Origin of the sequence: Pseudomonas sp. WS 5071 (assembly GCF_012985765.1) — a bacterium.
GTDB classification, from domain to species: domain Bacteria; phylum Pseudomonadota; class Gammaproteobacteria; order Pseudomonadales; family Pseudomonadaceae; genus Aquipseudomonas; species Aquipseudomonas lundensis_A.
The window spans coordinates 1-26,682 of sequence record NZ_JAAQWY010000027.1 but is presented as its reverse complement, the minus strand read 5'-3'; the positions used below and the strand labels follow the sequence as shown (position 1 = coordinate 26,682).

Sequence of the window (26,682 nt, the reverse complement as noted above, 5' to 3'; positions counted from 1 at the left end):
CATAAACAGGAAAAGGCGGGGGCGAAGGCACTTTTAGCGGCACAAAAAAACGCCCCCCGATCATGCGATGGAGGGCGTTTTTTATTCGGCAGTCACTCAGCGATTGCGGGTCAGCAAGGCTGGCTTCTCACCGCGAGGACGGTTCGGCAGTTGATCGAGCTGCTCCGGTGTCGGGAAGCGGTCGCTTTTCGACTCTTTGTGCATGATCTTCGGCTGATTCTCGCGAGGGCCTTTAACGGCTGGCTCCTGGCGATCATCACGGGCCGGACGGTTCTCGCGACGGGCCTGACCGTCACGCGGAGCGCCGTTGCGCGGACCACTGCGCTTGGCAGGCGGCGTGCCGGTGCTGGCGCCTGTGCCGGTGCGGGGACCGTTCTGGCGACCACCGGTGCGACCGGCCGGAGCAGCGCCCGTGCCTTGCGCCGGAGCGCCCGGACGACGACCACGGCTCTGGTTGTTTTTGTTCTGGTACGGGCTGACGTAATCAGCACGGTTACCAAAGTTGTCCACATCGTCGTCACGGAACTCGTCCGGCGCACGGTTGGCGTCCGGGCGCGGGATCGAAGGGGCCGCTTGCTGACGCGGTTCACGCGCCGGTGTGCCTTCACGCGGTTTGTGCTCGCGGGCCGGGCGTTCGCCACGGGCTGCGGCAGGCTTCTCTTTACCCTTGTCCTTGCCTTTGTCCTTACGGCCGCCACCGCCGCCATTAGGACCGTCGCCGCGAGGGCCACGCGGTGGGTTGCGCGGGTTACGCACATCCGGACGTTCACGGACTTCAGGCTTTTCAGCTTCAATCGTGCTGGCATCGAAACCCATCAGGTCGCCGTCGGCGATTTTCTGCTTGGTCATGCGTTCGATGCTTTTCAGCAGTTTTTCTTCGTCCGGCGCAACCATCGAGATCGCTTCGCCCGAGCGACCGGCACGGCCGGTACGTCCGATGCGGTGAACGTAATCTTCATCAACGTTTGGCAGCTCGAAGTTGACCACGTGCGGCAACTGATCGATGTCCAGGCCGCGTGCCGCGATATCGGTCGCAACCAGAATACGAACGGTGCCTGCCTTGAAGTCGGCCAGGGCTTTGGTGCGTGCGTTCTGGCTCTTGTTGCCGTGGATCGCGACTGCGCTCAGGCCATGCTTGTCCAGGTATTCAGCCAGACGGTTGGCACCGTGCTTGGTACGGGTGAAGACCAACACCTGTTCCCATGCACCGGCCGTGATCAAGTGCGCCAGCAAGGCACGCTTGTGGCTGGCAGGCAGGCGGAAAACGCGCTGTTCGATACGCTCGACCGTGGTGTTCGGCGGAGTGACTTCAATACGCTCAGGGTTGCGCAGCAGCTTGCCGGCCAGATCGGTGATGTCTTTGGAGAACGTCGCCGAAAACAGCAGGTTTTGACGCTTGGTCGGCAGACGTGCGAGGACTTTTTTCACGTCATGAACAAAGCCCATGTCGAGCATCCGGTCAGCTTCGTCGAGCACCAGGATTTCAACGTGGGACAGGTCAACACTGCCTTGGCCAGCCAGGTCGAGCAAACGACCGGGGCACGCCACCAGTACGTCGACACCGCGGGACATGGCTTGAACCTGCGGGTTCATGCCAACGCCGCCGAAGATGCAGGCGCTGACGAACTTAAGGTCACGGGCATAAAGCTTGAAGCTCTCGTGGACCTGTGCAGCAAGTTCGCGGGTAGGCGTCAGGACCAATACGCGTGGTTGGCGTGGACCGTGACGCTGGGATTTGTCTGGGTGGCCATTGGGAAACAGCTTTTCCAGAATCGGAAGAGCGAAGCCGCCGGTTTTACCAGTACCTGTCTGAGCCGCAACCATCAGGTCGCGACCTTGCAACACGGCGGGAATGGCCCGCTGTTGCACCGGAGTAGGCTCGGTATAGCCCGCTGCTTCAATGGCGCGGACTAAAGCCTCGGAGAGACCGAGGGAAGCAAAGGACATGAGTAATCCTGTTCTAGTTAGGGCTTTGCCCAAAGGGATAGTCTTGCCTGGCGTGAATGGCGTTTATAGGAGACGCAATCCCGTCCGGTCCTGCTTCGGTCCTGAAGGTCCATTCGCACCGCTCGCGCTGGCAGATGCTGCGCAGTAGCGGGGTTGAATGCCTTGTACAAGGACGAGCGGCCGGGCGTAAGCCTGGCGGAAAGCCCGGAGTATAACAGAGCATTCACAGCGCGCCGATTTCATGCTGCTCAACGGTTTTGTACTCATCAAGCGCACCCATCCTGTAACCGCTCTCGCCCCTGCAGCGTGCGGCAGCGGTTACAGGCAGGTGAATCAGCGCGGTAACTTCAGGTTGTTCCAGATGGCCAGGCTCGGTTCGGACTGGTTCAAGGTGTAGAAGTGCAGTCCCGGTGCGCCGCCGTCGAGCAGGCGTTCGCACATCTCGCTGATCACTTGTTCACCAAACGCTTGAATACTTTGCACATCGTCGCCATAGGCTTCGAGCTGCTTGCGAATCCAGCGTGGGATTTCAGCGCCACAGGCGTCAGAGAAGCGTGCCAATTTGCTGTAGTTAGTGATCGGCATAATGCCCGGCACGACCGGAATCGTGACGCCAGCGGCCTGTACGCGCTCAACAAACCGGAAGTAGCTGTCGGCGTTGAAGAAGTACTGGGTGATTGCGCTGTCAGCACCCGCGTGGGCTTTGCGCACGAAGTTGTTGATATCGTCTTCGAAGTTGCGCGCCTGCGGGTGCATTTCCGGGTAAGCGGCGACTTCAATGTGGAAGTGGCTGCCGGTTTCTTCACGGATGAAACTCACCAGATCATTGGCGTAGCGCAGTTCGCCGCTGGCCATGCCCATGCCCGAAGGCAGGTCGCCACGCAGCGCGACAATGCGCTTGATGCCCGCCGCTTTGTACTGCTCCAACAGGCCGCGCAGATCGCTTTTGCTATCGCCCACACACGACAGGTGTGGCGCCGCAGGCACGTGTACTTCGCTCTCCAGTTGCAGCACGGTATTGATCGTGCGGTCACGGGTAGAGCCACCGGCACCGTAAGTGCAGGAGAAAAAATCCGGATTATAGGTCGCCAGATGGCGAGCCGTGTTCATCAGCTTTTCATGTCCAGCATCGGTCTTGGTCGGGAAGAACTCGAAGCTGAAACGACGGTCTTGAGACATGGGAATACCCTTGCGTACGCGCAGGGGGCGAGCGGCAACCCCTGACGCTGAACTCACACACAAAAAAAAGGCGGTCAGTACAAGCCTGGCCGCCTTTCTTTAATCAGTAACGGTAAGCGTCTGGCTTGAACGGGCCTTCGACGGTCACGCCGATGTAATCAGCCTGTTGTTTGGTCAACTGGGTGACCACGCCACCAAAACCGCGAACCATTTCCAGTGCCACTTCTTCGTCGAGCTTCTTGGGCAGCACTTCGACTGTCAGACGCTCGGCTTGCAGTTCGGCCGGCATGTCAGCGTACTTCTGAGCAAACAGGAAGATCTGCGCCAGCACCTGGTTGGCGAACGAACCGTCCATGATGCGGCTCGGGTGACCTGTGGCGTTGCCCAGGTTCACCAGACGGCCTTCAGCCAGCAGGATCAGGTAGTCGTCGTTCTGTGGATCGAAATCGTTAGGGCCGGTACGGTGAATCTTGTGTACCTGTGGCTTCACTTCTTCCCATGCCCAGTTCTTGCGCATGAAAGCGGTGTCAATTTCGTTGTCGAAGTGACCGATATTGCACACTACGGCGCGTTTTTTCAGCGCAGCCAGCATGTTTTTGTCGCACACGTTGACGTTACCGGTGGTGGTCACGATCAGGTCGATCTTGCCCAGCAGCGCAGCGTCGATGCTGGCAGCAGTGCCGTCGTTCTGGCCATTGAGGAACGGCGAAACCACTTCGTAGCCGTCCATGCACGCTTGCATGGCGCAGATCGGGTCAACTTCGGACACTTTAACGATCATGCCTTCCTGACGCAGGGACTGGGCCGAACCCTTGCCCACGTCACCGTAGCCGATCACCAAGGCTTGCTTGCCGGACAGCAAGTGGTCAGTGGCGCGCTTGATCGCATCGTTCAGGCTGTGACGGCAGCCGTACTTGTTGTCGTTTTTGCTTTTGGTCACCGAGTCGTTCACGTTGATCGCCGGGATCATCAGCTCGCCCTTGGCCAGCATGTCCAGCAGACGGTGTACGCCGGTGGTGGTTTCTTCGGTCACGCCGTGGATCTTCTTCAGCATGTCCGGGTATTTCTTGTGCAGCAGCTCGGTCAGGTCGCCGCCGTCGTCCAGGATCATGTTGGCATCCCAAGGCTGGCCATCTTTGAGGATGGTTTGCTCAAGGCACCACTCGTACTCTTGCTCGGTTTCGCCTTTCCAGGCGAAAACCGGAATACCGGCAGCAGCGATAGCGGCAGCGGCCTGGTCCTGAGTCGAGAAGATGTTGCACGACGACCAGCGCACTTCGGCACCCAGGGCAACCAGGGTTTCGATCAGTACGGCGGTCTGGATGGTCATGTGGATGCAGCCCAGAATCTTCGCGCCCTTGAGCGGTTGTTCAGCGGCATACTTGCGACGCAGGCCCATCAGCGCCGGCATTTCGGACTCGGCGATAAAGGTTTCACGACGGCCCCACGGGGCAAGGGACATGTCAGCAACTTTGTAGTCGGTAAAACCTGCAGGCGTGTTTACAGCGCTCATAGAGAGCCTCCATTCGTTTAATCGCGAATGGGCGCCGTTGTGCGTTGAGTGCCTGCCCAGGGAGCCCTGAACAAACAACGCCCCATCCGAGCCTGACAGGTAAGACCTGCTGCAGCGCCCCTCGGACAGGTGGCGGGAACGGTACTGGATGACAATGACCGTTTTGAAGCGGGGGTGATTATAGCCATCCGGGCAGATGATCCCAAGGCTTTATCCAAGGCTTTTTCATTTGCTTAATCGAGACCATAGTCGAAGCTTAATAGAGCTGGGCGCCATGGTCTGACATCATGCGCGGCATCTAACGGCAGACGGTCAGGAGTGAACATGAATTTCCACACCCGCAAATGGGTTAAACCCGAAGACCTCAACCCCAATGGCACCCTGTTCGGTGGCAGCTTACTGCGCTGGATCGACGAAGAAGCCGCGATCTATGCCATCGTTCAGTTGGGTAATCAGCGCGTAGTGACTAAATACATCTCCGAGATCAACTTCGTCAGCGCCTCGCGCCAAGGCGACATCATCGAGTTGGGCATCACCGCTACCGAATTCGGCCGCACCTCCATCACCCTCACCTGCGAAGTGCGCAACAAGATCACGCGCAAGAGCATCCTCACCGTCGACAAGATGGTGTTCGTCAACCTGGGTGAAGACGGCCTGCCCGCCCCCCACGGACGCACCGAAATCAAATACGTCAAAGATCAGTTCCAGGATGAAAACCAGGCCTGATGCCACCGTTGTACGTGCCAACCGAGCAGCGATTACGGGTTTGAGTGAACAGCTTCATGCCGTGCGTGTCGTACGCTTACATACGCCAACGGTCATGAAGCCCCATGGACACCAAAAGCACTGGCAACACCCCGAACCTGTCGGCTGAAGAAGAGCACGACGTCACCAAAAACCAGCCCCCGCGCGCGGCAGTGCTGCATGAAATCATCCGTTTGCAGGGTGATCAGGAACTGGAGCGCAGCGTCGCTGCCCTGTTCTGGTCGGCACTGGCTGCCGGGCTCACCATGGGCCTGTCGCTCATGGCCATGGGGTTGCTCAACTCGCGACTGCCCAGCGGCGAAGCCTTCAAAGTGATTGCCAGTTTCGGCTACTGCGCAGGCTTTCTGGCGGTGATTCTGGCCCGTCAGCAACTGTTTACCGAAAACACCCTCACCGCCGTATTGCCCATCATGAGCAAACCGACGCTGAGCAATTTCGGGCGCCTGTTCCGGTTATGGGCCGTGGTGCTGGTGGGCAACCTGCTCGGTACCCTGCTGGTGGCCTACGCCATGCTGCACTTGCCGATTTTCGACACCCAGACCGACAACGCCTTCCTGGAAATCGGGCGCAAGGTCATGGAAAACGACACCCGCCAAATGTTCGCCAAAGGCATTATTTCGGGCTGGATGATCGCAACCATGGTGTGGATGATCCCCTCGATGGAAAGCGCCAAGATGTGGATCATCGTCCTCATCACCTACCTGATGGCGCTGGGCGACTTCACCCACATCGTCGTCGGCACGGCGGAAGTGTCGTACCTGGTGTTTGCAGGCGAGCTGCCCTGGAAGGACTTCTGGCTGATCTTTGCCGGCCCCACCCTGGCGGGCAACATCATTGGCGGCAGTTTTATCTTTGCCTTGATCAGCCATGCGCAAATTCGCAGCGATAACCAAAAACCGCAGAAAAGCTGATCGCACCACCCGCAGGGGCAACGCGCCCCAGCGGGTGGCTTTGCTGGTTAAATCACGTAATGCGCGATTGCCACAAAATGCAGCAGGCTGCCGCAGATGACGAACAGGTGCCAAATGCCGTGGGCATGGCGCAGGCGGTGATCGAGGGCAAAAAAGATAATCCCCACGGTGTACATCACCCCGCCCGTGGCCAGCCAGATAAAGCCCGCGGTTCCTAGCGCAGCCAGCAAGGGCTTGACCGCTACCAGCACGATCCAGCCCATCACGGCGTAAATCACAATCGACAAAATGCGTGCTTCGGAGCGCGGTTTGATTTCTTGCAGCATGCCGATCACCGCCATGCCCCAGACAATCCCGAACAGCGACCAGCCCCACGGCCCGTGCAGCGTCACGAGACAAAACGGCGTGTAACTCCCGGCGATCAACAAGTAAATCGACAGGTGATCAAACTTCTGCATGATCACCTTGGACCGCCCGCGCACGCTGTGATAAACGGTCGACACGCTGTACAGCAACACCAGCGTGACCCCGTAAATCGCCGCGCTGACAATCTTCTGCGGGCTGCCGTCAAGGCACGCCATGACCAACAACCAAACACTGCCCACTGCGGCGGCCACGGCCCCCAGCAAGTGAGTCCAGGCATTGAGCTTTTCTCCGTGATACATCTGCAACATCCTCAATAGCCGATCGTGCGACGGTGTCACTTTGATACGAGATAAGGGTCAAGGTTGCGAACTTAAAGGGCAATGCGCCGTTCGTCGAGGAAGACAGCATTCCCCCCCTCTAATCCTAAGACCTGTAAGTCAAATCCTTCAGACTTTACCCACACAAAATCCGCACTTTTCACACACAAATCACCCATCCAACCTGACATAGCCTCCCGGCATGCACGCCCAGAATCACTCAACAGGCCCACCATAAATAACAGCCTGCGGGAGATCTCATGAAGCTGACGCCTACATGGACATCACCTCACTGGAACCGAAAAAGCCTACTGGCCATTTCGCACAAATGGCTTTACGAGCTGACTCAGCATCAAATCGCGGAACGGGAGCGAGCACTCCGACACTTGATTGCTACACACAAAGGCCCCTTGCAATGCACACCGGCAGACGTCCCCTTACCGACCCTACACACTGTTCTGCAACACGCTCTGGTCGAATGCGAACATGGCTGCGGCCTGTTTCTTATAAGAGGCATACCCGTGGCGAACAAACCGCTACCACTTGCTCGTTTATTAGCATGGGGCATCGGTCTGCATAGGGGCGTACCGTTAATTCAAAATGAAACTGAAGCGCTATTAGTTGAGGTTCGAAACAAAGACAATCTGTCTCCGCAGAACATACGAGGCCATAACACATCCAGTGAAATGGAATTCCATGTCGATGCTTGCGACTTGGTAACGCTGCTCTGCCTTTCAAAAGCCGCTGAGGGCGGCCGTTTTAAAGTGGTAAGCAGTCTGACCATTCATCATCACCTCTCAACCCAATCCCCCCTTGAATGCAGAGCCCTCTCTTTACCCCTCCCCTTCATCGATGTCAGCAAAACCGAAATCGGTGAGCCCGGATTCTTCATGTGCCCCGTATTTACGAGGATGCCGGGCGCATTCAGCTGCCGTTTCTACAGAAAACGGATCCTGGCAATGCAAGAATTAAGCCACACACCAAAAATTAACCCGCTCACACTCAAAGCACTGGACCATTTCCAGCGTATAGCGGGAGATGCTGACCTCAATGTCGAAATGGACTTACAACCGGGCGACCTTCAATGCCTGAACAATCATGTCGTCTGCCATGCACGTGCAGCATTTCGGGACGGGAGCAAGCCTTCACAGCAAAGACATTTACTCCGTCAATGGTTGGCCACTGCTGTGAGCAGGCCGTTGCCGAAAAGCCACGCATACGCATACGGCTCTATTAAGGCGGGCTCACTTCGCGGCGGGTATCAAGGCTGGGCAATCTCTCCTGACATCAAAACGTTTCAGGAACGTCTTGCTCACTACAACCAGATAACGGTTTAACCCTGTCTTTTCGGGGAGATCGCTATGCCACAGCACCTGGATCACATCGCGCCTGTTAAGCCCACACGCTGGCAACTTTTTTACAACTTCGCATGGGTTGGGCTTTTAGGGTTTGGCGGGGTTTTGCCGTGGGCGCGGCAGATGATGGTTGATCGGCGTGGCTGGGTGAATGAAAAAACCTTCAATGAACTACTGGCCATCGGGCAGTTCTTCCCTGGCCCTAATGTCTGCAACGTGGCAATTATCTATGCGCGAAAGCAGCACGGGTTGCAGGGGGCCTGCCTTGCTGTGGTGGGGCTGTACTGCTTCCCTTCGCTCATCGCTGTTTCGGCGGGCCTGGCGTATGCCTCATGGTGGCAACATCAAACCGTCCAGCACGTGTTTGGCGCCATTTCACCCATTGCCACAGGGTTGATGCTCGGCACTGCATTGCGTCTGCTCAAGGCCATGCCACCTGCTACCGCCAATTACACCGTGTTCGTTTTGACCTTCATATTGATGGGCGTGCTGGTGGTGCCGTTATGGACCGTACTGTTGATCAGCATTACGGTCTCGATGGTCTGGCGCCTGATTGACCGCAACGCCTGAGGAGCAACCATGCAGCCGGTACTGTTTCACCTGATGCTCCAGTGCGGGTTGTGGTCGCTGATGGCCATCGGCGGTAACACCGTGGCACTGGGGGATATTCACCGTTACACGGTGGCCGAGATGCGATGGCTGAACGACGCTCAGTTCGTGTCGTTTTTTGCCCTGTCGCAAGCACTGCCCGGCCCGAACGGGATGTTTCTGGTATTCATCGGGCAACACGTGGCGGGCGTACCCGGAGCGTTGGCGACATTGATCGCCAAATTGCTGCCGTGCTCTGCGTTAACATGGTTTGGCGCAGGCTGGCTGGAGCATCATGCCGATACACCTTGGGTGCTCATGACCAAGCGCGCACTCGTGCCTGTTTCGATCGGGTTGATACTGGCAGCCAGTTACATTTTGATCGGCAGTCTTGAGCTCAATCGCCTCAGCCTGTTGCTGACAACAGTCAGTGCCCTCGTGGTGGTGTTCAGCAAGCTCAACCCCCTTTGGTTGATCGCCACGGGCGTAGGGCTAGGATTGCTAAGCGCTCAGTCGGGGGCGTACTGGTTTGGAAGCTAAGGACTCAACTTTCCACGCACATGCTTCCTTTACGGCTTTAAAGGGTCGCGAGCTTCTTCTGTTGTCTGGCCGCCGCCATCAACCACACTGCCGTGATAAGCGGTACGCCAACAATGAACAATGTCGGCCATCCAACCCCCCCACTCACGACCAGAGGGACGTGTTTTATCCCGTTCAGATATAAACCCAGCGCGCACGCAATGAACAAGAACACGATGTACATGACAACGCGCCCATAAGGTTTGCCGTTGTAAAAGAAATAAGCCCCTGCATAACCCGCCAGTGACACCCACCCTGCAGACCACAGTTGATGAAAAGCGGCCTGATTAGGGCTCGCAACACCCTGCGCGTCAAGGTACTGCTTTACGTACAGCGCCAACAACGCAGCTGAGACCATCACCAACAGCAGCTTGAACAGCCCGAGTATGAATCCGCGACTGTTCACCCGCATGGCTGACTCTTCTGCTTCATCCTCGTCCGCGCGGGTGCGACGCAACATGACAGTGGTCACTAAACCCGCCGCGACGCCCCCCAAAGTCATGATGGTGAAGTTGGTCAATAGCGTGAATACCATGGACTCAAAGGCATCCTGTCGCTTGCCTTCAATCAACGTGACCACCTCAGCCTTTGCTACCTGTAACCCTTCACATGCGGCGCTGTCCGCATGGCACCTGACGCTTTCGCGCGATACCGTTTCAATCAAATTCGTTGCGTGATCTTTCGAGTTCGCCTCGGCATTGCCTGCGAACTCGTGCGTGAATGACAAATGAAACAATATGAGGAAGGCACTAATGCCAGAGACCAGAAAACCCAAGCCACAGCCCATGCCCACTGGCAGCTTCATCACGAGAATGGCCACCGCCGCCATGGCTAGAAACCAGTAAAAAATATCGATGCCGTAGGGAACACTCGATATATCCATAAGCAAATCACTCACCCACACAACTCCTGTTCATTAACGTCCACGTTCAATTTATTTGTATCAATAACGCTGAGCTACTGCGACTCCAGCACAAGCTGCTCCAGCGCCCACAAATCCGGGATCTTGGCCACATGCTCGCCCACTTGCACGGCTGCACGTTCCAGCGGGCAGAGTGGCACGTCGACGAAACTCAGTTGGCTGTCGAGTTTGTAGGAGCGCGGGATGCCTTGGACCACCATGGCGATGTACTTAAGCGCCGGGTTGCCGCTCAGGGTATTGAGGATGACGATGCGCGCCCGGTCACCGATCAGCAGCGGGCTGCCGCAGGCGGCTTCGAAGCTGATGAGCGGCAGGGGATGGTCGCGCCAGATGATCTGGCGCAGGTGCCAGGGCGGGGAGTCGCTGCTGGGTTCGCCACGCTGGTAATCGATCAGTTCGGCAATGGCGACGTTGGGCAGTAACAGGTAGCGATCGGCCAGCGGCAAGAGCAGGCACGTCAGGCTGCCTACACGGTGATCAAGCATGGAAAGTGCTCCAGTAGGCGATGCGTTCCAGCAACACCGACTCTTGATACGGCTTGCCCAAGTAGTCGTTGACGCCAATGGCCATGGCGCGGTTCTGGTGCTTCTGCCCGGTACGCGAGGTAATCATGATGATCAGCATGTCTTTGAGGCGCGGGTCGTTGCGCACGTGCGTGGCCACTTCAAAGCCGTCCATGCGCGGCATTTCGATGTCCAGCAGCATCAGGTCCGGGGTGTGTTCTTCGAGCACGCTCATCGCGTCGACCCCGTCTTTGGCGGTGATGACGTTCATGCCGTTGCGCTCCAGCAGGCGGCTGGTGACTTTGCGCACGGTCACCGAGTCATCGACCACCAGCACCAACGGCGGGCGCACGGCAGGGATGAATTCGAGGCTGCCGCCCGCCTCGTGCTGAGCCCGCTGCAAGGGCTGACGCACTTGATGCGCGCGTATATATGCCAGCAAATCCAAAATCAGTACTACACGGCCATCCCCCAGAATCGTCGCCCCCGACAACCCCTGTACAGCGGCAAACTGTGGGCCGAGGCTCTTGACCACGATCTCGCGCGAGCCCGCCAGCGCATCCACTTGCAACGCCACGCGCATGTCCTGGCAATGCACCAGCAGCACGGGCAATGAATGGGTTTCGCCTGCCAGTTTGGGCTTGCCCACGGTCTGTAACAACTCGCCCAGGTAGCGCAGTTCGTAGGTCTGGCCGCCGTAGTGATACAGCGGCGGGTTGAGCTGGTAATAGCCTTCCAACTCGCTCGGCATGACCCGCACGATGCCTTCAACGGTGTTAAGCGCGATGGCATATTGCTCATCGGCGCACTGCACCATCAAGGCCCGGTTGAGGGAAACGCTGAAGGGCAAGCGGATCTGAAAGTGCACACCCTGCCCCGCCACCGAGTCGAGGGTCATGCTGCCACCCAACTGGCGCACTTCTTCGTGCACCACGTCCATGCCCACGCCGCGCCCGGAAATCTGGGTGATTTTTTCGGCCGTGGAGAAGCCCGGCTGCAGGATGAACTGCAACACGTCGCGGTCGCTAACGCTGTTGAGCGGGTCCAGCAGGCCGCGATGGATCGCTTTGCGGCGCACGGCTTCAAGGGGGACACCGGCGCCGTCGTCGCGGATATCAAACACCACGTCGCCGCCTTCGTTGGACAGCTCAAGCGTAATCAACCCTTGCTCGGGCTTGCCGCTGGCATGACGCACCTCGCTGGGCTCCAGGCCGTGGTCGACGGCGTTGCGCAGCATGTGCTCCAACGGCGCCACCATGCGCTCCAGCACATTGCGGTCAATCTCGGCTTCGGCATTGATGACGCTGAATTCAACCTGCTTGCCCAACTCGCTGGCAACCTGGCGCACCACCCGCTTGAGGCGCGGCAATACGCGCTCGAACGGCACCATGCGCGTGCCCATCAGGCCTTCTTGCAACTGGGTGTTCACCCGCGCCTGCTTTTGCAACAGGTTGTGTGCGTCCTGGTTGCGCGCGGCCAGTGTGGCCTTGAGGTCAAACAAGTCAGACGCGGACTCGAACAACGCACGCGACAGTTGCTGCAATTGCGAATGCCGGTCCATTTCCAGCGGGTCGAATTCGTCATAGGCCAGCCCCTCGGCCTCGCTGTGCGGGCGGTTGTGCAAACGGCCCTGGGTCTCGATGTCGAGTCGACGCAGCTGATCGCGCATGCGCTCCAGTGTGGTTTGCATCTCATTGAGCGCGACGTGACCATCGTTGATCTGTTGCTCAATGCGTCCGCGAATCATCGAGCTTTCGCCCGACAGGTTGACCATGTCTTCCAACAGTTCGGCCGGTACCTTGACGGTGTCCAGCCCGGTGCGCTCGCCTTCGGTCAGCGCCGTGGCACCCGCTTCGGCCTTGTTCGGCGCGAGCGTCTGGGGCGCTTGCGGGACTGAACGTTCGGTGCCGCGAATACGCTCGATCACGTCCTGCGGCGACTGCAACGGCTGCCCGCTGCGCAGGGCATCGAGCATCTGCGCGGTGCGATCATGACAAACCTGCAACAAGGCAAACAGCTCGGCATCCGGGGTTACAACGCCCGCGGACACGTCTTCAAGCAGGGTTTCCAGCTCATGGGCGAAGTCGCCAATGGCGGTGATTTCCACCATGCGTGCGCCCCCTTTGAGGGTGTGCAAATCGCGCAGCAGGTTTTCGACTTCAAGGGTGCTCTGAGGCTCAGCTTGCCAACGTGCCAATGCAGCGCCCGAGCTTTCGAGTATGTCGAAGGCTTCTTCGAGGAAGATTTCCAGCAACTCGGGATCGCCATCTGAGGCCGTGTCCGGCTCAGCTATGGGCTGTTCGGTAAGCACGGGGGGGTGCTGACGGTAGCTGCGAATAGCCTCAATCAGCTCGAAAGGCTCGCGCAGCGGTTGCTGCTGTTGCAGCTGTTCGAGCATGAGTGCCAGGTGCTGATGGCTGCGCACCAGTAATTGCGCCAGCGCCGGACTTTCGCTGGCTCGTCGATCCAGCAGGCCCTCGTACAAATGTTCCAATTCATGGGCCAAGTCGCCCACCGGAACGACGCCTGCCATGCGCGCCCCACCTTTTAGGGTGTGCAAGTCTCGCTGCAAGGCGGACAAGGGCGCCAGGCTTTCAGGCTCGCTCAACCAGCGCTGCAAGGCTTGGCCAGCGCTCTCCAGAATGTCGACGGCTTCTTCGAGAAAAATGGCGACAATTTCATCGTCCAGCCCGTCTGCCTCGTCCTCGTAAGCGGATTTATCCAGTTGCGCGGTGGCAGCCCCCAGCTCGGTGATGTCGAGGCTGCGGCTGCCATCGCGACGGATTAACCCCGTAGCCTCGGGCGCCAACCCTTGTTGCAGCAACTGGTTCAAGGTCTGGATGAGGGTCGGCTGCGGGGTGATTTCCTGACCTGCGGCCAACTGATCGAGCATATTAATCAACGCTTCGTGAGCATGATCGGCGGCGTCGAAAAAAACATCGCTGACGGCCAGGCTGCTTTCTTCAACCGCCCCATACAGATCCAGCAAGGCTTCGCACAGCGCATCAACCGGATGCAAGTCGAGCACATGTGCCAACTCGCCAAAGGTGGTCAACAGGTCCAGCAGCGTGTCGAGCCCTTCGCGCTCATGCGGGTGCTGACGCCAGTGACGCAGCAGGTCTTCAGCATCAAACAGGGTGTCCATGCCCTGCTCCAGAAACTCCGTGATGCGCTGCGGATCGCGCTGGGGTGCCAGCGCACTGCCAGGCGCATTGAGCAACGCATCCAGGCGGTCGGCAATCAAGCATTCGATGCGCTCAATCAGCGACCGAGCGCCCTGTATTTCGGCCAGTGGATCGACGTCCAATTGCTTCAAGCCACGATGCAACAAACCGACGGCTTCCAGCAGCAGCTCGATTTCGTCCAGGTCCAACGCAACATGATGGGCTTTGTACTCACGCACCAGATGGTCCAGCGGTGTCGCCAGTTCAGCCATGGGCAATACGCCCGCCATGTGCGCGCTGCCTTTGAGCGTATGCACCGCACGTTGCAGATCATCACTGGCATACAGCGGCATGTGGGCGCTGGCCTGATCGAGGAAGCGGCTCAAGGTGTCGAGGTGGGTCTGCGCTTCCTGACGAAAGATCTCAAGTAATTGCGGGTCAAAGGTCGGACTGTCCTGCTCAATCAACAGCGGCGAAGGGTCGCCCTTGGACAAGTGATGCGCCTGGGCGGCCAGTGCGTCGACGTCATCGCGCTGACGCTGGTTTCGCTCGGCAAACGCGTGAATCAAATCGGGCAGGATCTCCAGCGTGTCTTCCAGCAACTGATGGATCGCCGGCCCCGGCGCCACGCTGCGCTCGATCACACGGTTGAGCAGGTTTTCGACCGCCCATGCCAACTCGCCCAGCACCAATGCGCGCACCATGCGCCCACTGCCTTTCAAGGTATGAAAGCCGCGTCGCAGCTCGCCCAGTGCAGTACTGTCCGCCGGGTTGGCGACCCACTGTGGCAAGGCTTCGTGCAGCGCCATCAGCACTTCATCGGTTTCTTCGAGGAAGACCTCCAGCAGCTCTTCGTCCACCGGCACTTCGTCAACCGGGGGCGGCAACAGGCTGCCGGGGATGTGCTGCGCAGGCGGGTTGAGCGCCGACACCGGGCTGGCCAACACGTCAGCCAAGCTTTGCACGACGTCCGGGTCTTGCAGTTCTTGCAAGTCTTCCATCACCAGCACTTCGGTGGGGCTGAGGATGTCATCGAGCCGCGGGACATTGCGTTCGGCCGGGGCATACCCCAGTGCGATCAGGCTGTGCTCGGCATGGTCCAGCACGGCCTCGCCTGCCGCACCGGGGTCCTGGGCCAGACGCTCCAGGTAGTATTCGATGCTCACCAGCGCGTCGGCAAAGCGGTCGATTTGCAGCGCATCGGGCCGCTCGTGGCCCAGCAGCAAGTGCTCACACAAGTAATCATCACAGGCTTGCAACAGGCTGGCCGCGCGGTTGAGCGGGATCATCGCCAGCGCCCCGCGAATTTGCGTGAGTAAGCCTGGCACCGCCTGCAACTGCTGACGGTCGTAATCGGCGGCCAGGTAATCGTTGATCAAGTCTTTGGCTTCGTCGAACACCAGCCGCGCTTCCTTGATCACCAACTGGTGGATTTGCATCAGGTCGGTGGTGGGCAGCCGGCTTTCTTCGCGCTGCGAAGGCTCGACGCTGCCGACCATCCCGGCCAGCGTGGCTTCGACGTACAGCAGCGCAGCGGCGACGTCCATCAACACCGGGTCTGTGGGTTCGCGCTGGCCCTGAGCCAGGCTTTGCACCACGGCCAGTTGGTCAATGATCACCTTGCGCGGCTGGCCAAAGCCTAAAACGGCCAGCGTGTCGGCTATCTGCCGCAGCGGCGCCAACAGATTGCCGAGCTCCGACACGTGGGTGCGGTCGCTGCGCACGAACAAATCGAGGCGCTCCTTGACCCGCACCAGTTCCTCACACAAGGCAGCCACTACGGAGCGCATGGCATCTCGGTCCGGCCCGGCAAGCCGCGCGCGCTCAGCATCGACCATGGCCGCATCAGGCATGGCTTCGTCCAGCTCATATAAGGCTTTGAGGCTGAGCATTTTCGGCGTGGGTCGCTCAGCCTTGGCGATGTAAAACAGCAGGCTGGTGACGAGCCTGTCAGAGGCTGGCTGATTGACCGCTTCGATGCCCTGGGTCTGCAACCGTTGCAGCGGCTTATCGGTTTCTCTGAGCAGGCTGCGCAGCGCAGGGCTGTTGGCGACTTTGCCCTTGAGCATGCCTTCAACCAGCGCCGAGGCTATTTTCCACAGGGCATTGAGGGGCGCGCCCCGGCAGTGCGCTTCCAGTTGCGCAAACACGTCGGCCAGTTGCTCCAGCTGACTGGGCACGTCATGCCCACGCAGCAACCCCAGCAACGCGCTTTGCAGGGTTTGCCGCCATGCTGAAACCCGCTCGGACAGGTCTTGCGTCGGCAGTTGGGCCAGCGCCTCGGGCTCCAGCGGCGGCAGCGCCTGCAACGGCGGACTGAACAGGCTGGTTTCCGAAAGCAGGGGCTGGCCACGGGCGGTGCGCAGGTCGTTAATCAACGGCAAGACCACCAAGGGCCAGTCGCGCCGGGCGCTGTGCACACGGTCCAGATAAAGCGGCAATTGGGTAAAAGCCTGTTGCAGCACACGCACAGCTTCGTCGAGCTGGCTGACGCGCCGCTGTTGCAGGGCGATCACCAACAGTTCCATCTCTTCGGCCAGCAATGCCGCGCCATAAAACTCGACCATCAACAAACTGCCGTGCACTTGATGCACGCACGCAAGGCACTGTGCCAGCGACTCGGGTGAAGGCTGCAGCGCATAGCCGTCGAGCGCCGTGCGGGCCAGCTTGAGGGTCTCGCCGATTTCGTCTTTGACCCACTCAAGGGCTACGTAGTCGTGCCGGTCAACCATAACGACTCCCGTCAATTTTGCGCCGCACTACTGAGGCTCACGCGGTTCAGGGGTGTCGGGCAAGGTAAAGCCGGACACCGAACGCCGCAGCTGACTGGCCATCTTGGCCAGGTTGCCAATGCTGTCGGCGGTGGCGGTCGAGCCGGACGAGGTTTGACTGGTGATTTGCTGGATCACGTTCATGGTCAAGGAAATCTGGCCTGCCGATGTGGTTTGCTGCTGGGCGGCATTGGAAATGCTTTGAATCAGTTCCGCGAGGTTTTGCGACACGCCTTCGATCTCTTCCAGTGCCACCCCGGCGTCTTGCGCCAGACGTGCACCGCGCACCACTTCGGTGGTGGTTTGTTCCATTGAGATCACGGCTTCGTTGGTGTCAGCCTGAATCGCCCGCACCAGGGTCTCGATTTGCCGCGTGGCTGCCGATGAACGTTCAGCCAACCGCTGAACTTCGTCGGCCACCACAGCAAAGCCGCGCCCGGCATCCCCGGCCATGGACGCCTGAATCGCCGCGTTCAGCGCCAGAATATTGGTCTGGTCGGCAATGTCATCGATCAGGCTGACAATGTCGCCAATCTCCTGAGAAGACTCGCCAAGACGCTTGATGCGCTTGGCAGTGTCCTGAATCTGGTCCCGGATGTTGTCCATGCCATGAATGGTGTTGTGCACCACTTCATTGCCTTTGTTGGCAATCGCCACCGAGCGTTCGGCCACCGCCGAGGACTCTGACGCGTTGGCCGATACTTCATCAATGGAATGGGCCATTTGCTGAATGGCGCCCGACGCTTCGGCAATTTGTTGGGCCTGATGCTCGGAGGCTTCAGCCAGTTGCATGGCAGTGGCCTGGGTGTCTTGCACCGCGGCCGCCACTTGCCCGGCGGTGAGGTTAATGGTGGCCACCAAATCCCGCAGTTGATCGATCGAGTAGTTAATCGAGTCAGCGATAGTGCCCGTGAAATCTTCAGTCACTGAAGCCGTGACGGTCAGGTCGCCATCGGCCAGATCGGCAATTTCATCCAGCAAACGCATGATCGCGTTTTGGTTGCGGTCGTTCTTCTCGGCGGTTTCGCGCAGTTGACGATTGGTTTCGCGCACCATCACCAACCCGATCAGGATGATCGACGCCAGCGCCAGCAAGCCCAGTACGTAGCCGCCGATAATGTCCAGCGAGCGGCCGCTGGCAAGGTTTTCAAAGCCGTTGGCCAGCATCGAGGCTTCGTCGAGCAAGGTCTGCGACAGGCTGAAAATATTGCTCGCGGCTTCGCGCACTTGAAACAACTGCGGCGAGGTTTCGAGAATTTCATCCACCGAGCCCGATACAAATTGAAACAGCTCCGAGATTTCCTGCAAGCGGGCGCGGGCGTCTTTGTCTTCGACCTGTGAAATGCGCATGCCCGCGTTGCCTTCGAGCATGCCATTGAGCACTTGACCGAAACGGTTGGCGTCACGCCCGAAGGCGTCGGCTGCCTGCGCTGCGGTTTCGTCCCCGGCCAGTACGGTATTGACTGCGCCCAGAATCCGCTCGGCCAGCAGCGACTGACGTTGTGCCACCGCCACCTGACTGGCCGGCGCGCCACGTTGCAACAGAATCTCCACCACTTTTTCGGACTCGACCTGCAACTGCGGCACGGTTTCGGCCAGCGTTGCGGCCACTTGGTGCAGCGAGAGTACGGTTTGCTCACTGGCCAAAATAGCATTGGTGTTGCTCAGCAACTGCTCCCAGTCGCGCTGCACGGCCTGCATTTCTTTGTGTACGGCGGGGGGCGCAGCGGGAAGACCGGTGGCCGGGTCGCCATTTTTCAGGTAGCCCCAGCGCTGGCTGAAGTCGTTGCGCGCATCGCTCAACAGGCGGAACGCCGCGGCTTTACCGGCAGCTGCCTCAGTAGCGTTTTTGGCAATGCGCTGGGATAGCACGCGCAACTCGCCCGCGTGGCTAATGTATTGCTTGTCGTAGTTGGACTGGGTGTTGAGGTAAGCAAAGTTGGCGAACAACAGCATGATGAACACGATCAGGGCGATAAATAGCACGATGATCTGCGAACGGCTGCGCGACCCTTCCATTGGTTTTGCGTTAGTAGCTGTGGTCATCGATCAGGCCCTGACATGCTGTGTTGATGCTCGAAGTAGCACTTGCTCACTGTTCACGCCGCGACCGCCCGGAATTCGGGCGCTTGCGCCAAGGCAAACGGGCTGAATACCCACCACGCATGCGCGGCGGCGAAACGCCCTTGAACATAAGGCGCGAAAGGTAAACCGGGGGAAACGGGTGGGTCGGTATCCAGATCTGTCAGGGCAAAGTGCTGCATGCCTAGGACTTCATCGACTTGCAGGCCGACAAAGATGTCTTCGTACTCCAGCACCAACACCCGGCGCTGTTTGCGCAACGGGGATAACTCGACGCCGAAAAAGCCGCACAGGTCCATGATCGGCAGCAGTTGCCCACGCAGGTTGGCGACACCTCTGACCCATGGCTTGACGCCAGGCAACAACGTGAAACGCGGCTCATGAAGGATCTCGGCAATTTCCCCCATTGGCGCTACAAAGCAGTGCTCGCCAATGCGAAAACCGATACCGCTCCAGGTATCCGCCGCTACTGACTCAGCAACAGGCCCCGCCGCCAGCGAGCGGCAGCGCTGGTCAATATCGAGCAGCAGTTCAAACGCGGTCAGTGAGTCAGGCATGGCGCAGCCATCACTTGTGCGTGGAGGCTGGCAGGTTTTCTTTGATTTTTTTGATCAGCGCGTCCTCATCGACCGGCTTGGTCAAATACCCTTTTGCCCCCTGACGCGTGGCCCAGACCATGTCGGTCTCTTGATCCTTGGTGGTCACCACAATGACCGGGACCCCTTGGGTTTCCGGGTCTTTGGACAATTGACGCGTGGCCTGGAACCCATTGAGGCCCGGCATCACGATGTCCATCAGGACCAGATCAGGGTGTTCCTGACGCGCCAGTGCGACGCCATCAGCGCCATTGACCGCCTTGAGCACTTCATAGCCGTGCTTTTCGAGCAAGCCGCTCAGTTTGTACATTTCAGTCGGCGAGTCATCGACGATCAGAATGCGAGCCATGGTGTTCCCCATTTATTAGGTGAGCGGCCTGATGACCGAACATCAGTGAGCGTTTTGTACAACCGTGAAACCGGGCACGTGTGCCTTGATAGCGCTGAGCAACTCGTCCTTGCTGAAAGGCTTGGTCAAAAATTGATCAGACCCCACGATTCGTCCTTTGGCCTTATCGAACAGGCCGTCTTTGGAGGACAGCATGATCACGGGCGTGGACTTGAACGCACGGTGGTTTTTGATCAGTGCACAGGTTTGGTAGCCATCCAGGCGCGGCATCATGATGTCGACAAAAATGATGTGCGGATGGTGGTCGACAATCCTGGCCAGCGCATCGAAGCCATCAACGGCAGTGATCACCTCGCAACCGACGTTTTTGAGCAACGTTTCGGCGGTGCGGCGAATGGTTTTCGAATCGTCAATCACCATCACCTTCAAGGCGCTGGAATGCTTGTCCATATGTGCTCTACCATCGCCACGGCGACCCGTTTTGTTACAACTTTGCGATCCCGTAGCCCAAGTCCTTGGTAGACAAGGGCTGCAGGTGCTGTGCGAGCCTTTTTAGCACAGTCTCTACATGCAATCTATCGAACCTCCCGCAGCCTGCCGGCGAAGACGGTTTTTCCTTGACCGAGACCACACTCGGCGCCACTCTGGCGCCACTTTTAATTGCCTGCTGATCGCTTTCACAGGATTGTCTTCGCTAACTACTTTTGAGGAATTTGCCATGAGCGTTCGAGTCGGGATTGTCATGGACCCCATTGCGAGCATCTCCTACAAGAAGGACAGCTCGCTGGCCATGTTGCTGGCTGCGCAGGCGCGCGGCTGGACGCTGTTCTATATGGAACAGCAAGACCTGTACCTCACTGAAGGCAAGGCGCGGGCGCGCATGAAGCCGCTCAAGGTGTTCGCTGACCCGGAAAAATGGTTTGAGCTTGAGGCCGAAACCGACACGGCCCTCAGCGATCTCGACGTGATCCTGATGCGCAAGGACCCACCGTTCGACATGGAGTTCGTGTACTCCACCTACTTGCTCGAACAGGCCGAGCGTGACGGCGTATTGATCGTCAACAAGCCGCAAAGCCTGCGCGACTGCAACGAAAAACTGTTCGCCACGCAATTCACCCAATGCACACCGCCGACGGTCGTCAGCCGTCGCGCCGATGTCCTGCGCGAATTTGCGGCGTTGCACGGTGATGTGATCCTCAAGCCGCTGGACGGCATGGGCGGCACGTCGATTTTCCGTCATCGCGTCGGAGACCCGAACCTGTCGGTGATTCTCGAAACCCTCACCGCCAATGGCACTCAGCAAATCATGGCGCAAGGCTATTTGCCCGGGATCAAGGACGGCGACAAACGCATCCTGATGATCGACGGCGAGCCTGTGCCCTATTGCCTTGCGCGCATTCCGGCCCAAGGCGAGACACGCGGCAATCTGGCCGCCGGTGGTCGCGGCGAAGCCCGCCCGCTGAGCGACAAGGATCGCTGGATTGCGGAGCAGGTCGGCCCGACCCTGCGTGAAAAGGGCTTGTTGTTCGTAGGCCTTGACGTGATCGGTGAGCACCTGACCGAAATCAACGTCACCAGCCCGACCTGCATCCGCGAGATCGATAACGCGTTCGGCACCAACATCGGTGCGCTGTTGATGGACGCCATCGAGCGCAAACTGGCCACTCGCTGATTTCTATCCGCCAGACACAGACCAACATTGCGTTATCATGCGCAGCCTGTGAAACCCGCGATGTTGGTCTTTTGCCATGACACGTCCAAGCGACCTGCCCCCTGAACTCACGCACAACCGCGTGCGCGCGGCTGATCGCCTGGGGTTTACGCTGTTTGTCGCGGCACTGATTCATTTGGCGGTGATCCTCGGCGTCGGGTTCAGCATGAGCGAGCCCAAACAGATCAGCAAAACCCTGGAAATCACCCTGTCCACGTTCAAGAGCGAGAAAACACCGAAGAAAGCGGACTTTCTGGCCCAGGACAATCAGGAAGGCAGCGGCACGCTGGACAAGAAAGCAGTGCCCAAAACCACAGAAGTGGCGCCGTTTCAGGCCAACGAAGTCAAAAAGGTCACGCCGCCGCCTGCAGCCCGCCCCGAACAGAAGCAGGCAGCCCCCAAGGCCGCCGTCACCACCGTCGCCCCCAAGCCGAAAAAAGCCACGCGCGAGCCGCAAAAGGTCATCACCGAAGCCGCGCCCAAGGCAAGCATTCCTTCGTTTGACAGCTCCCAACTGTCGAGCGAGATCTCCAGCCTCGAAGCCGAGCTGGCCAACGAGCAACAGCTCTATGCCAAAAGGCCCAAGATTTACCGCATGAGTGCGGCTTCGACCATGCGCGACAAGGGTGCCTGGTACAAAGAAGACTGGCGCAAAAAGATTGAGCGCATCGGCAACCTCAACTACCCGGAACAGGCACGCCGCGAAAAAATCTACGGCAAGCTGCGGTTGCTGGTCTCGATCAATCGTGACGGCTCGCTGCATGAAGTGCTGGTGCTCGAATCCTCCGGCCAGCCGCTGCTGGATCAAGCGGCGCAGCGCATCGTACGCTTGGCCGCGCCGTTTGCACCGTTCAGCGGTGACTTGGCCGACATCGACCGTCTCGAAATCATTCGCACCTGGAAATTCGCCCAGGGCGATCGGTTGTCCAGTAATTAATAGCCCGGAAAATGGGCGCAATCAGCCAACTTGTCAGTTTCACTTGTCAGCGCCACACTAAGGCTCATGAAAAACCGCGCACCGACCTACCTCAAGCATCAGTTCCTGATCGCCATGCCGCATATGGCTGACCCGAATTTTGCTCACTCCTTGACCTACATCGTCGAGCACACGGCCAATGGTGCGATGGGCCTGACCATCAATCGGCCGCTGGACCTGAACCTCAAGGACATCCTTGAGCAGTTGCGCCCCGAGCGTGGCGTGCCCGAACTGTGTGAGCACGTACCGATTTACGCGGGCGGGCCGGTCATGACCGACCGAGGGTTTGTCCTGCATCCCGCCAGCATGAATTTCGACGCCACGGTGGAACTCGAAGACGGGCTGGCGCTGAGCACGTCGCTGGATGTGCTGGCCAGTATCGCCGACGGCAACGGTCCGCGACGCAGCCTGATCTGCCTGGGCTATGCCGGCTGGGAAGCTGGTCAACTGGAAGCGGAACTGGCAGACAACGCCTGGCTTACGTGCCCGTACTCTGCCCACATTCTGTTTAACACCTCTAGCGAGTTGCGCCTTGACGCGGCCGCCAAACACCTCGGAGTTAACCTCAACTTGTTAAGCACTCAAGCAGGTCACGCCTGATGGCCAGCCTACGTTTACTGCTGGGTTTTGATTACGGCACCCGCTCCATCGGTGTCGCCGTCGGCCAGATGATTACCGGGCAAGCCCGCGAGCTGTGCAATTTGAAAGCCGAGAACGGCATCCCGAAGTGGGAAGAAATCGAGAAACTGATCAAGGAATGGCAGCCCGATGCCATGGTGGTGGGCATGCCATTGAACATGGACGGCACCCCCAGCGAGTTTTGCGCCCGTGCGCAAAAATTTGCCAATCGCTTGAATGGCCGTTTCAATCTCCCCGTTTTTACCCACGACGAACGCCTGACCACCTTCGAAGCCAAGGGCGAACGCAAGGCCCAGGGCGGCCAGCGTGGCAGTTACCGCGACAACCCCGTTGACGCCATCGCCGCCAAACTGGTGCTGCAAGGCTGGCTCGACAAAAAAACGGCTGAACCTCAAGCCTGACATTGCGTTTACATGTTTGACGCACCTCATTGTTTGCGCCCGCCGCAGCACGCATCCTGCGCGGGCCTTTTAAGGAGCCACCATGATCCTGCCTGTTCCCGCTGAACTGATCTCTCAGATGGCGCTTGATCTCAAGGCCCATCTGGCCCGCCGCAACATCACCGAGCCGCGTTACATCGGCATCCGCACGGGCGGCATCTGGGTGGCCCAGGCACTGTTGCGCGCCATGGACAGCGATGCACCGCTGGGCACGCTGGACGTCTCGTTTTACCGCGACGACTTCAGCCAGAACGGGCTGCACCCGCAAGTGCGGCCGTCCGACCTGCCGTTCGAGATCGAGGGCCAGCACCTGGTGCTGATCGACGACGTGCTGATGAGCGGGCGCACCATCCGCGCGGCACTGAACGAATTGTTCGACTATGGTCGTCCGGCCAGCGTGACCCTGGTCAGCCTGCTTGACCTGGACGCCGCCGAGCTGCCGATTCGGCCAAATGTGGTGGGCGCGACCTTGTCGCTCAAGCCGACCGAGCGGGTAAAGTTGTCCGGCCCTGCGCCGCTGACACTCGAGCTTCAAGACCTATCTCAAGACCCAGCCCTTTAAGAGACCACTGCGATGACGCCTACAGATGCCAAGCGCCCGCTGCAGCTCAATGATCAGGGCCAGCTGCGCCACTTTCTGTCGCTCGACGGCCTGTCCCGAGAGCTGCTGACAGAGATCCTCGACACCGCCGACTCATTCCTTGAGGTCGGCGCCCGGGCCGTGAAAAAAGTCCCGTTGCTGCGCGGCAAGACCGTGTGCAATGTGTTCTTCGAAAACTCCACCCGCACCCGTACCACCTTTGAAATGGCAGCTCAGCGCCTGTCTGCCGACGTGATCACACTCAACGTGTCGACCTCCTCGGCAAGCAAGGGCGAAACCCTGCTCGATACCTTGCGCAACCTTGAAGCCATGGCTGCTGACATGTTCGTGGTGCGCCACGGCGATTCGGGGGCGGCGCATTTCATCGCCGAACACGTCTGCCCGCAGGTCGCGATCATCAACGGCGGCGACGGCCGTCATGCGCACCCGACCCAGGGCATGCTCGACATGCTGACCATCCGCCGTCACAAGGGTGGGTTTGAGAACCTGTCGGTGGCCATCGTCGGTGACATCCTGCACTCGCGGGTGGCGCGGTCGAACATGATCGCGCTCAAAACGTTGGGCTGTCAGGACATTCGCGTTATCGCACCGAAAACCCTGCTGCCCGTCGGCATCGAGCAATACGGGGTCAAGGTTTACACCGACATGACTGAAGGCCTGAAGGACGTCGACGTGGTGATCATGTTGCGCCTGCAACGCGAACGCATGTCCGGCGGCCTGCTGCCGAGCGAAGGCGAGTTCTATCGCCTGTTCGGCCTGACCACTGCCCGGCTGGCGGGTGCCAAACCCGATTGCATCGTCATGCACCCCGGCCCGATCAACCGTGGCGTGGAGATTGAGTCGGCGGTGGCCGATGGCCCCCACTCGGTGATTCTCAATCAGGTGACCTACGGCATCGCCGTGCGCATGGCGGTGTTGTCCATGACCATGAGCGGGCAAACGGCCCAGCGCCAATTCGAACAGGAGAACGCCCAGTGAAGCTCAGCATTCTCGGCGCCCGTGTAATAGACCCCGCCAGCCAGCTGGATCAGATCACCGACCTGCACCTGGAAGCCGGCAAAATCGTCGCCATGGGCGCAGCCCCGGCCGGTTTCACGCCGACCCGCACGCTAGACGCCAAAGGCCTGGTGGCGGCCCCCGGGCTGGTGGACTTGAACGTTGCCCTGCGCGAGCCGGGTTACAGCCGCAAAGGCACGATTGCCAGCGAAACCCGTGCCGCCGCAGCCGGTGGTGTGACCAGCCTGTGCTGCCCGCCGCGCACCAAACCGGTGCTCGATACTTCGGCAGTGGCGGAGCTAATCCTCGACCGCGCCCGCGAAGCCGGCAACTGCAAAGTGTTCCCCATCGGAGCGCTGAGCAAGGGGCTGGAAGGCGAGCAACTGGCTGAACTGATCGCCCTGCGCGATGCCGGGTGCGTAGCGTTCGGCAATGGCCTCACCAGCTTCAGCAACACGCGCACCTTGTGCCGCGCGCTGGAATACGCCGCCACCTTCGACCTGACCGTGATTTTCCACTCTCAAGACCGTGACCTGGCTGAAGGCGGCCTGGCCCACGATGGCCCGATGGCCGCATTCCGTGGACTGCCCGGCATACCTGAAACGGCCGAAACCGTAGCGCTGGCCCGCGACCTGTTGCTGGTCGAACAAAGCGGCGTGCGGGCGCACTTCAGTCAACTGACCAGCGCACGCGGCGTCGCTTTGATCGCGCAAGCTCAGGCGCGCGGCCTCAAGGTCACTGCCGATGTGGCGTTGTATCAATTGATTCTGACCGACGAAGCGCTGGTGGACTTCTCCAGCGTCTACCACGTGCAACCGCCGCTGCGCACCCGTGCCGACCGTGACGGACTGCGTGAAGCAGTCAAATCCGGCGTGGTACAAGCCATTTCCAGCCATCACCAACCCCATGAACGGGACGCCAAGCTGGCACCGTTCGGCGCCACCGAGCCAGGCATGAGCAGCGTAGAGCTGTTGTTGCCTTTGGCGATGACGTTGGTTGAAGACGGTTTACTGGACTTGCCGACCTTGTTGGCGCGTTTGAGCACAGGCCCGGCAGATGCCTTGAGCCTGCCAGCGGGTCGCTTGAGTGTCGGGGCGGCTGCCGATCTGGTGCTGTTCGATCCGGGTGCTTCAACCGTGGCCGGTGAAAAATGGCTCTCCAAAGGCGATAACTGCCCGTTCCTGGGCCATTGCCTGCCGGGCGCCGTACGCTACACGCTGGTGGACGGTCGAATCAGCTACGAAGGCTAAGAGGTCGCCCTACACCTCCACCCCAGCCTCCGGGATGTATGGACCGGGGACATAGCGAACACAATGTTCGGAGACATCGCGAACACTTTTAATAGGACACATTGACCCCTTAGGAGGTGTGATGTGTCCTGGAAAGAGGTGTCCGCCATGGATCTTCGTCTC

At 59.3% G+C, this 26,682-nt stretch carries 23 protein-coding genes and 1 riboswitch; of the genes, 12 read left to right on the top strand and 11 right to left on the bottom strand.

The genetic code is table 11. From position 1 onward, the window contains the following. Window positions 1-96 precede the first annotated feature (96 nt). The 3 genes from rhlE2 to ahcY all read right to left on the bottom strand — a co-directional run bounded on the left by rhlE2 (window position 97) and on the right by ahcY (window position 4,639). On the bottom strand, window positions 97-1,947 hold the full coding sequence (gene rhlE2 / locus HBN61_RS16630) for an RNA helicase RhlE2 (protein ID WP_094991620.1): 1,851 nt from the start codon (window positions 1,945-1,947) through the stop codon (window positions 97-99). A 333-nt stretch (window positions 1,948-2,280) separates the two neighbouring features. After that, a complete protein-coding gene (metF, locus tag HBN61_RS16625; RefSeq protein WP_170047247.1) occupies window positions 2,281-3,126 on the bottom strand; it encodes a methylenetetrahydrofolate reductase [NAD(P)H] in 846 nt (281 codons plus the stop codon). A 103-nt stretch (window positions 3,127-3,229) separates the two neighbouring features. Beyond that, a complete protein-coding gene (gene ahcY, locus HBN61_RS16620; protein ID WP_094991622.1) occupies window positions 3,230-4,639 on the bottom strand; it encodes an adenosylhomocysteinase in 1,410 nt (469 codons plus the stop codon). A gap of 22 nt (window positions 4,640-4,661) precedes the next feature. After that, a riboswitch (S-adenosyl-L-homocysteine riboswitch) is annotated at window positions 4,662-4,768 on the bottom strand. A gap of 195 nt (window positions 4,769-4,963) precedes the next feature. Here ahcY and HBN61_RS16615 point away from each other — a divergent pair. Next, a complete protein-coding gene (locus HBN61_RS16615; RefSeq protein ID WP_047279442.1) occupies window positions 4,964-5,365 on the top strand; it encodes an acyl-CoA thioesterase in 402 nt (133 codons plus the stop codon). Window positions 5,366-5,469: 104 nt separating this feature from the next. Beyond that, entirely contained in the window at window positions 5,470-6,315 is an 846-nt protein-coding gene (locus HBN61_RS16610; RefSeq protein ID WP_094991623.1) for a formate/nitrite transporter family protein, read from the top strand. A 47-nt stretch (window positions 6,316-6,362) separates the two neighbouring features. Here the strand turns inward: HBN61_RS16610 and trhA are convergent, their stop codons facing one another. Continuing rightward, window positions 6,363-6,980, bottom strand: coding sequence for a PAQR family membrane homeostasis protein TrhA (gene trhA / locus HBN61_RS16605; RefSeq protein WP_170047245.1), 618 nt, complete (start codon window positions 6,978-6,980; stop codon window positions 6,363-6,365). 278 nt (window positions 6,981-7,258) lie between these two features. On the opposite strand from trhA, the gene HBN61_RS16600 reads away from it, so the two are divergent. The 3 genes from HBN61_RS16600 to HBN61_RS16590 are packed head-to-tail and all read left to right on the top strand — an operon-like array spanning window position 7,259 to window position 9,481. Next, complete coding sequence (locus HBN61_RS16600) at window positions 7,259-8,335, top strand: TauD/TfdA family dioxygenase (RefSeq protein WP_170047243.1); 1,077 nt, start codon at window positions 7,259-7,261, stop codon at window positions 8,333-8,335. A 24-nt stretch (window positions 8,336-8,359) separates the two neighbouring features. Then, window positions 8,360-8,923, top strand: a complete 564-nt coding sequence (locus HBN61_RS16595; protein ID WP_169962165.1) for a chromate transporter — start codon at window positions 8,360-8,362, stop codon at window positions 8,921-8,923. Window positions 8,924-8,932: 9 nt separating this feature from the next. After that, window positions 8,933-9,481: a chromate transporter gene (locus HBN61_RS16590; protein ID WP_094991626.1), complete on the top strand. Its 549-nt coding sequence runs from the start codon at window positions 8,933-8,935 to the stop codon at window positions 9,479-9,481. Between the two features lie 37 nt (window positions 9,482-9,518). On the opposite strand, the gene HBN61_RS16585 is transcribed toward HBN61_RS16590, so the two are convergent. The 7 genes from HBN61_RS16585 to pilG are packed head-to-tail and all read right to left on the bottom strand — an operon-like array spanning window position 9,519 to window position 20,357. Continuing rightward, window positions 9,519-10,418 (bottom strand): hypothetical protein, encoded by a 900-nt coding sequence (locus HBN61_RS16585; RefSeq protein ID WP_094991627.1) that lies wholly within the window; start codon window positions 10,416-10,418, stop codon window positions 9,519-9,521. 59 nt (window positions 10,419-10,477) lie between these two features. Further along, window positions 10,478-10,927 (bottom strand): chemotaxis protein CheW, encoded by a 450-nt coding sequence (locus HBN61_RS16580; RefSeq protein WP_094991628.1) that lies wholly within the window; start codon window positions 10,925-10,927, stop codon window positions 10,478-10,480. Continuing rightward, a complete protein-coding gene (locus tag HBN61_RS16575; RefSeq protein WP_170047241.1) occupies window positions 10,920-16,841 on the bottom strand; it encodes an Hpt domain-containing protein in 5,922 nt (1,973 codons plus the stop codon). Before HBN61_RS16575 ends, HBN61_RS16580 begins: the two co-directional genes overlap by 8 nt. 27 nt (window positions 16,842-16,868) lie before the next feature. Beyond that, window positions 16,869-18,926, bottom strand: a complete 2,058-nt coding sequence (locus HBN61_RS16570; protein ID WP_094991630.1) for a methyl-accepting chemotaxis protein — start codon at window positions 18,924-18,926, stop codon at window positions 16,869-16,871. 53 nt (window positions 18,927-18,979) lie between these two features. Beyond that, window positions 18,980-19,519, bottom strand: coding sequence for a chemotaxis protein CheW (locus tag HBN61_RS16565; protein ID WP_170047239.1), 540 nt, complete (start codon window positions 19,517-19,519; stop codon window positions 18,980-18,982). Between the two features lie 10 nt (window positions 19,520-19,529). Beyond that, window positions 19,530-19,907, bottom strand: coding sequence for a twitching motility response regulator PilH (gene pilH, locus HBN61_RS16560; RefSeq protein ID WP_169962174.1), 378 nt, complete (start codon window positions 19,905-19,907; stop codon window positions 19,530-19,532). Window positions 19,908-19,949: 42 nt separating this feature from the next. Beyond that, complete coding sequence (gene pilG / locus HBN61_RS16555; protein ID WP_094991633.1) at window positions 19,950-20,357, bottom strand: twitching motility response regulator PilG; 408 nt, start codon at window positions 20,355-20,357, stop codon at window positions 19,950-19,952. 268 nt (window positions 20,358-20,625) lie between these two features. On the opposite strand from pilG, the gene gshB reads away from it, so the two are divergent. The 7 genes from gshB to HBN61_RS16520 all read left to right on the top strand — a co-directional run bounded on the left by gshB (window position 20,626) and on the right by HBN61_RS16520 (window position 26,520). Then, window positions 20,626-21,579: a glutathione synthase gene (gene gshB, locus HBN61_RS16550; protein WP_094991634.1), complete on the top strand. Its 954-nt coding sequence runs from the start codon at window positions 20,626-20,628 to the stop codon at window positions 21,577-21,579. Between the two features lie 76 nt (window positions 21,580-21,655). Continuing rightward, window positions 21,656-22,555, top strand: a complete 900-nt coding sequence (locus HBN61_RS16545) for an energy transducer TonB (RefSeq protein ID WP_170047237.1) — start codon at window positions 21,656-21,658, stop codon at window positions 22,553-22,555. Between the two features lie 66 nt (window positions 22,556-22,621). After that, complete coding sequence (locus HBN61_RS16540) at window positions 22,622-23,194, top strand: YqgE/AlgH family protein (RefSeq protein ID WP_094991636.1); 573 nt, start codon at window positions 22,622-22,624, stop codon at window positions 23,192-23,194. Beyond that, window positions 23,194-23,634, top strand: coding sequence for a Holliday junction resolvase RuvX (ruvX, locus tag HBN61_RS16535; RefSeq protein WP_094991637.1), 441 nt, complete (start codon window positions 23,194-23,196; stop codon window positions 23,632-23,634). The genes HBN61_RS16540 and ruvX overlap by 1 nt, the downstream gene beginning before the upstream one ends. Window positions 23,635-23,716: 82 nt before the next feature. Continuing rightward, the gene (pyrR, locus tag HBN61_RS16530) at window positions 23,717-24,235 is read left to right on the top strand and encodes a bifunctional pyr operon transcriptional regulator/uracil phosphoribosyltransferase PyrR (RefSeq protein ID WP_094991638.1); all 519 of its coding nucleotides are present in this window, start codon (window positions 23,717-23,719) and stop codon (window positions 24,233-24,235) included. A gap of 12 nt (window positions 24,236-24,247) precedes the next feature. Further along, window positions 24,248-25,252, top strand: coding sequence for an aspartate carbamoyltransferase catalytic subunit (locus HBN61_RS16525; RefSeq protein WP_047278345.1), 1,005 nt, complete (start codon window positions 24,248-24,250; stop codon window positions 25,250-25,252). Continuing rightward, window positions 25,249-26,520 (top strand): dihydroorotase, encoded by a 1,272-nt coding sequence (locus HBN61_RS16520; protein ID WP_170047235.1) that lies wholly within the window; start codon window positions 25,249-25,251, stop codon window positions 26,518-26,520. Before HBN61_RS16525 ends, HBN61_RS16520 begins: the two co-directional genes overlap by 4 nt. Window positions 26,521-26,682 lie beyond the last annotated feature (162 nt).

Bases quoted from the DNA above. Each gene is read 5' to 3' on its own strand.
- HBN61_RS16590 (WP_094991626.1), top strand. From the start codon at position 8,933: ATGCAGCCGGTACTGTTTCACCTGATGCTCCAGTGCGGGTTGTGGTCG.
- HBN61_RS16545 (WP_170047237.1), top strand. From the start codon at position 21,656: ATGACACGTCCAAGCGACCTGCCCCCTGAACTCACGCACAACCGCGTG.
- pilH (WP_169962174.1), bottom strand. From the start codon at position 19,907: ATGGCTCGCATTCTGATCGTCGATGACTCGCCGACTGAAATGTACAAA.
- HBN61_RS16525 (WP_047278345.1), top strand. From the start codon at position 24,248: ATGACGCCTACAGATGCCAAGCGCCCGCTGCAGCTCAATGATCAGGGC.
- HBN61_RS16600 (WP_170047243.1), top strand. From the start codon at position 7,259: ATGAAGCTGACGCCTACATGGACATCACCTCACTGGAACCGAAAAAGC.
- ahcY (WP_094991622.1), bottom strand. From the start codon at position 4,639: ATGAGCGCTGTAAACACGCCTGCAGGTTTTACCGACTACAAAGTTGCT.
- gshB (WP_094991634.1), top strand. From the start codon at position 20,626: ATGAGCGTTCGAGTCGGGATTGTCATGGACCCCATTGCGAGCATCTCC.
- HBN61_RS16580 (WP_094991628.1), bottom strand. From the start codon at position 10,927: ATGCTTGATCACCGTGTAGGCAGCCTGACGTGCCTGCTCTTGCCGCTG.
- rhlE2 (WP_094991620.1), bottom strand. From the start codon at position 1,947: ATGTCCTTTGCTTCCCTCGGTCTCTCCGAGGCTTTAGTCCGCGCCATT.
- HBN61_RS16565 (WP_170047239.1), bottom strand. From the start codon at position 19,519: ATGCCTGACTCACTGACCGCGTTTGAACTGCTGCTCGATATTGACCAG.
- HBN61_RS16615 (WP_047279442.1), top strand. From the start codon at position 4,964: ATGAATTTCCACACCCGCAAATGGGTTAAACCCGAAGACCTCAACCCC.
- pyrR (WP_094991638.1), top strand. From the start codon at position 23,717: ATGATCCTGCCTGTTCCCGCTGAACTGATCTCTCAGATGGCGCTTGAT.
- HBN61_RS16595 (WP_169962165.1), top strand. From the start codon at position 8,360: ATGCCACAGCACCTGGATCACATCGCGCCTGTTAAGCCCACACGCTGG.
- metF (WP_170047247.1), bottom strand. From the start codon at position 3,126: ATGTCTCAAGACCGTCGTTTCAGCTTCGAGTTCTTCCCGACCAAGACC.
- trhA (WP_170047245.1), bottom strand. From the start codon at position 6,980: ATGTATCACGGAGAAAAGCTCAATGCCTGGACTCACTTGCTGGGGGCC.
- HBN61_RS16540 (WP_094991636.1), top strand. From the start codon at position 22,622: ATGAAAAACCGCGCACCGACCTACCTCAAGCATCAGTTCCTGATCGCC.
- HBN61_RS16575 (WP_170047241.1), bottom strand. From the start codon at position 16,841: ATGGTTGACCGGCACGACTACGTAGCCCTTGAGTGGGTCAAAGACGAA.
- ruvX (WP_094991637.1), top strand. From the start codon at position 23,194: ATGGCCAGCCTACGTTTACTGCTGGGTTTTGATTACGGCACCCGCTCC.
- HBN61_RS16610 (WP_094991623.1), top strand. From the start codon at position 5,470: ATGGACACCAAAAGCACTGGCAACACCCCGAACCTGTCGGCTGAAGAA.
- pilG (WP_094991633.1), bottom strand. From the start codon at position 20,357: ATGGACAAGCATTCCAGCGCCTTGAAGGTGATGGTGATTGACGATTCG.
- HBN61_RS16570 (WP_094991630.1), bottom strand. From the start codon at position 18,926: ATGACCACAGCTACTAACGCAAAACCAATGGAAGGGTCGCGCAGCCGT.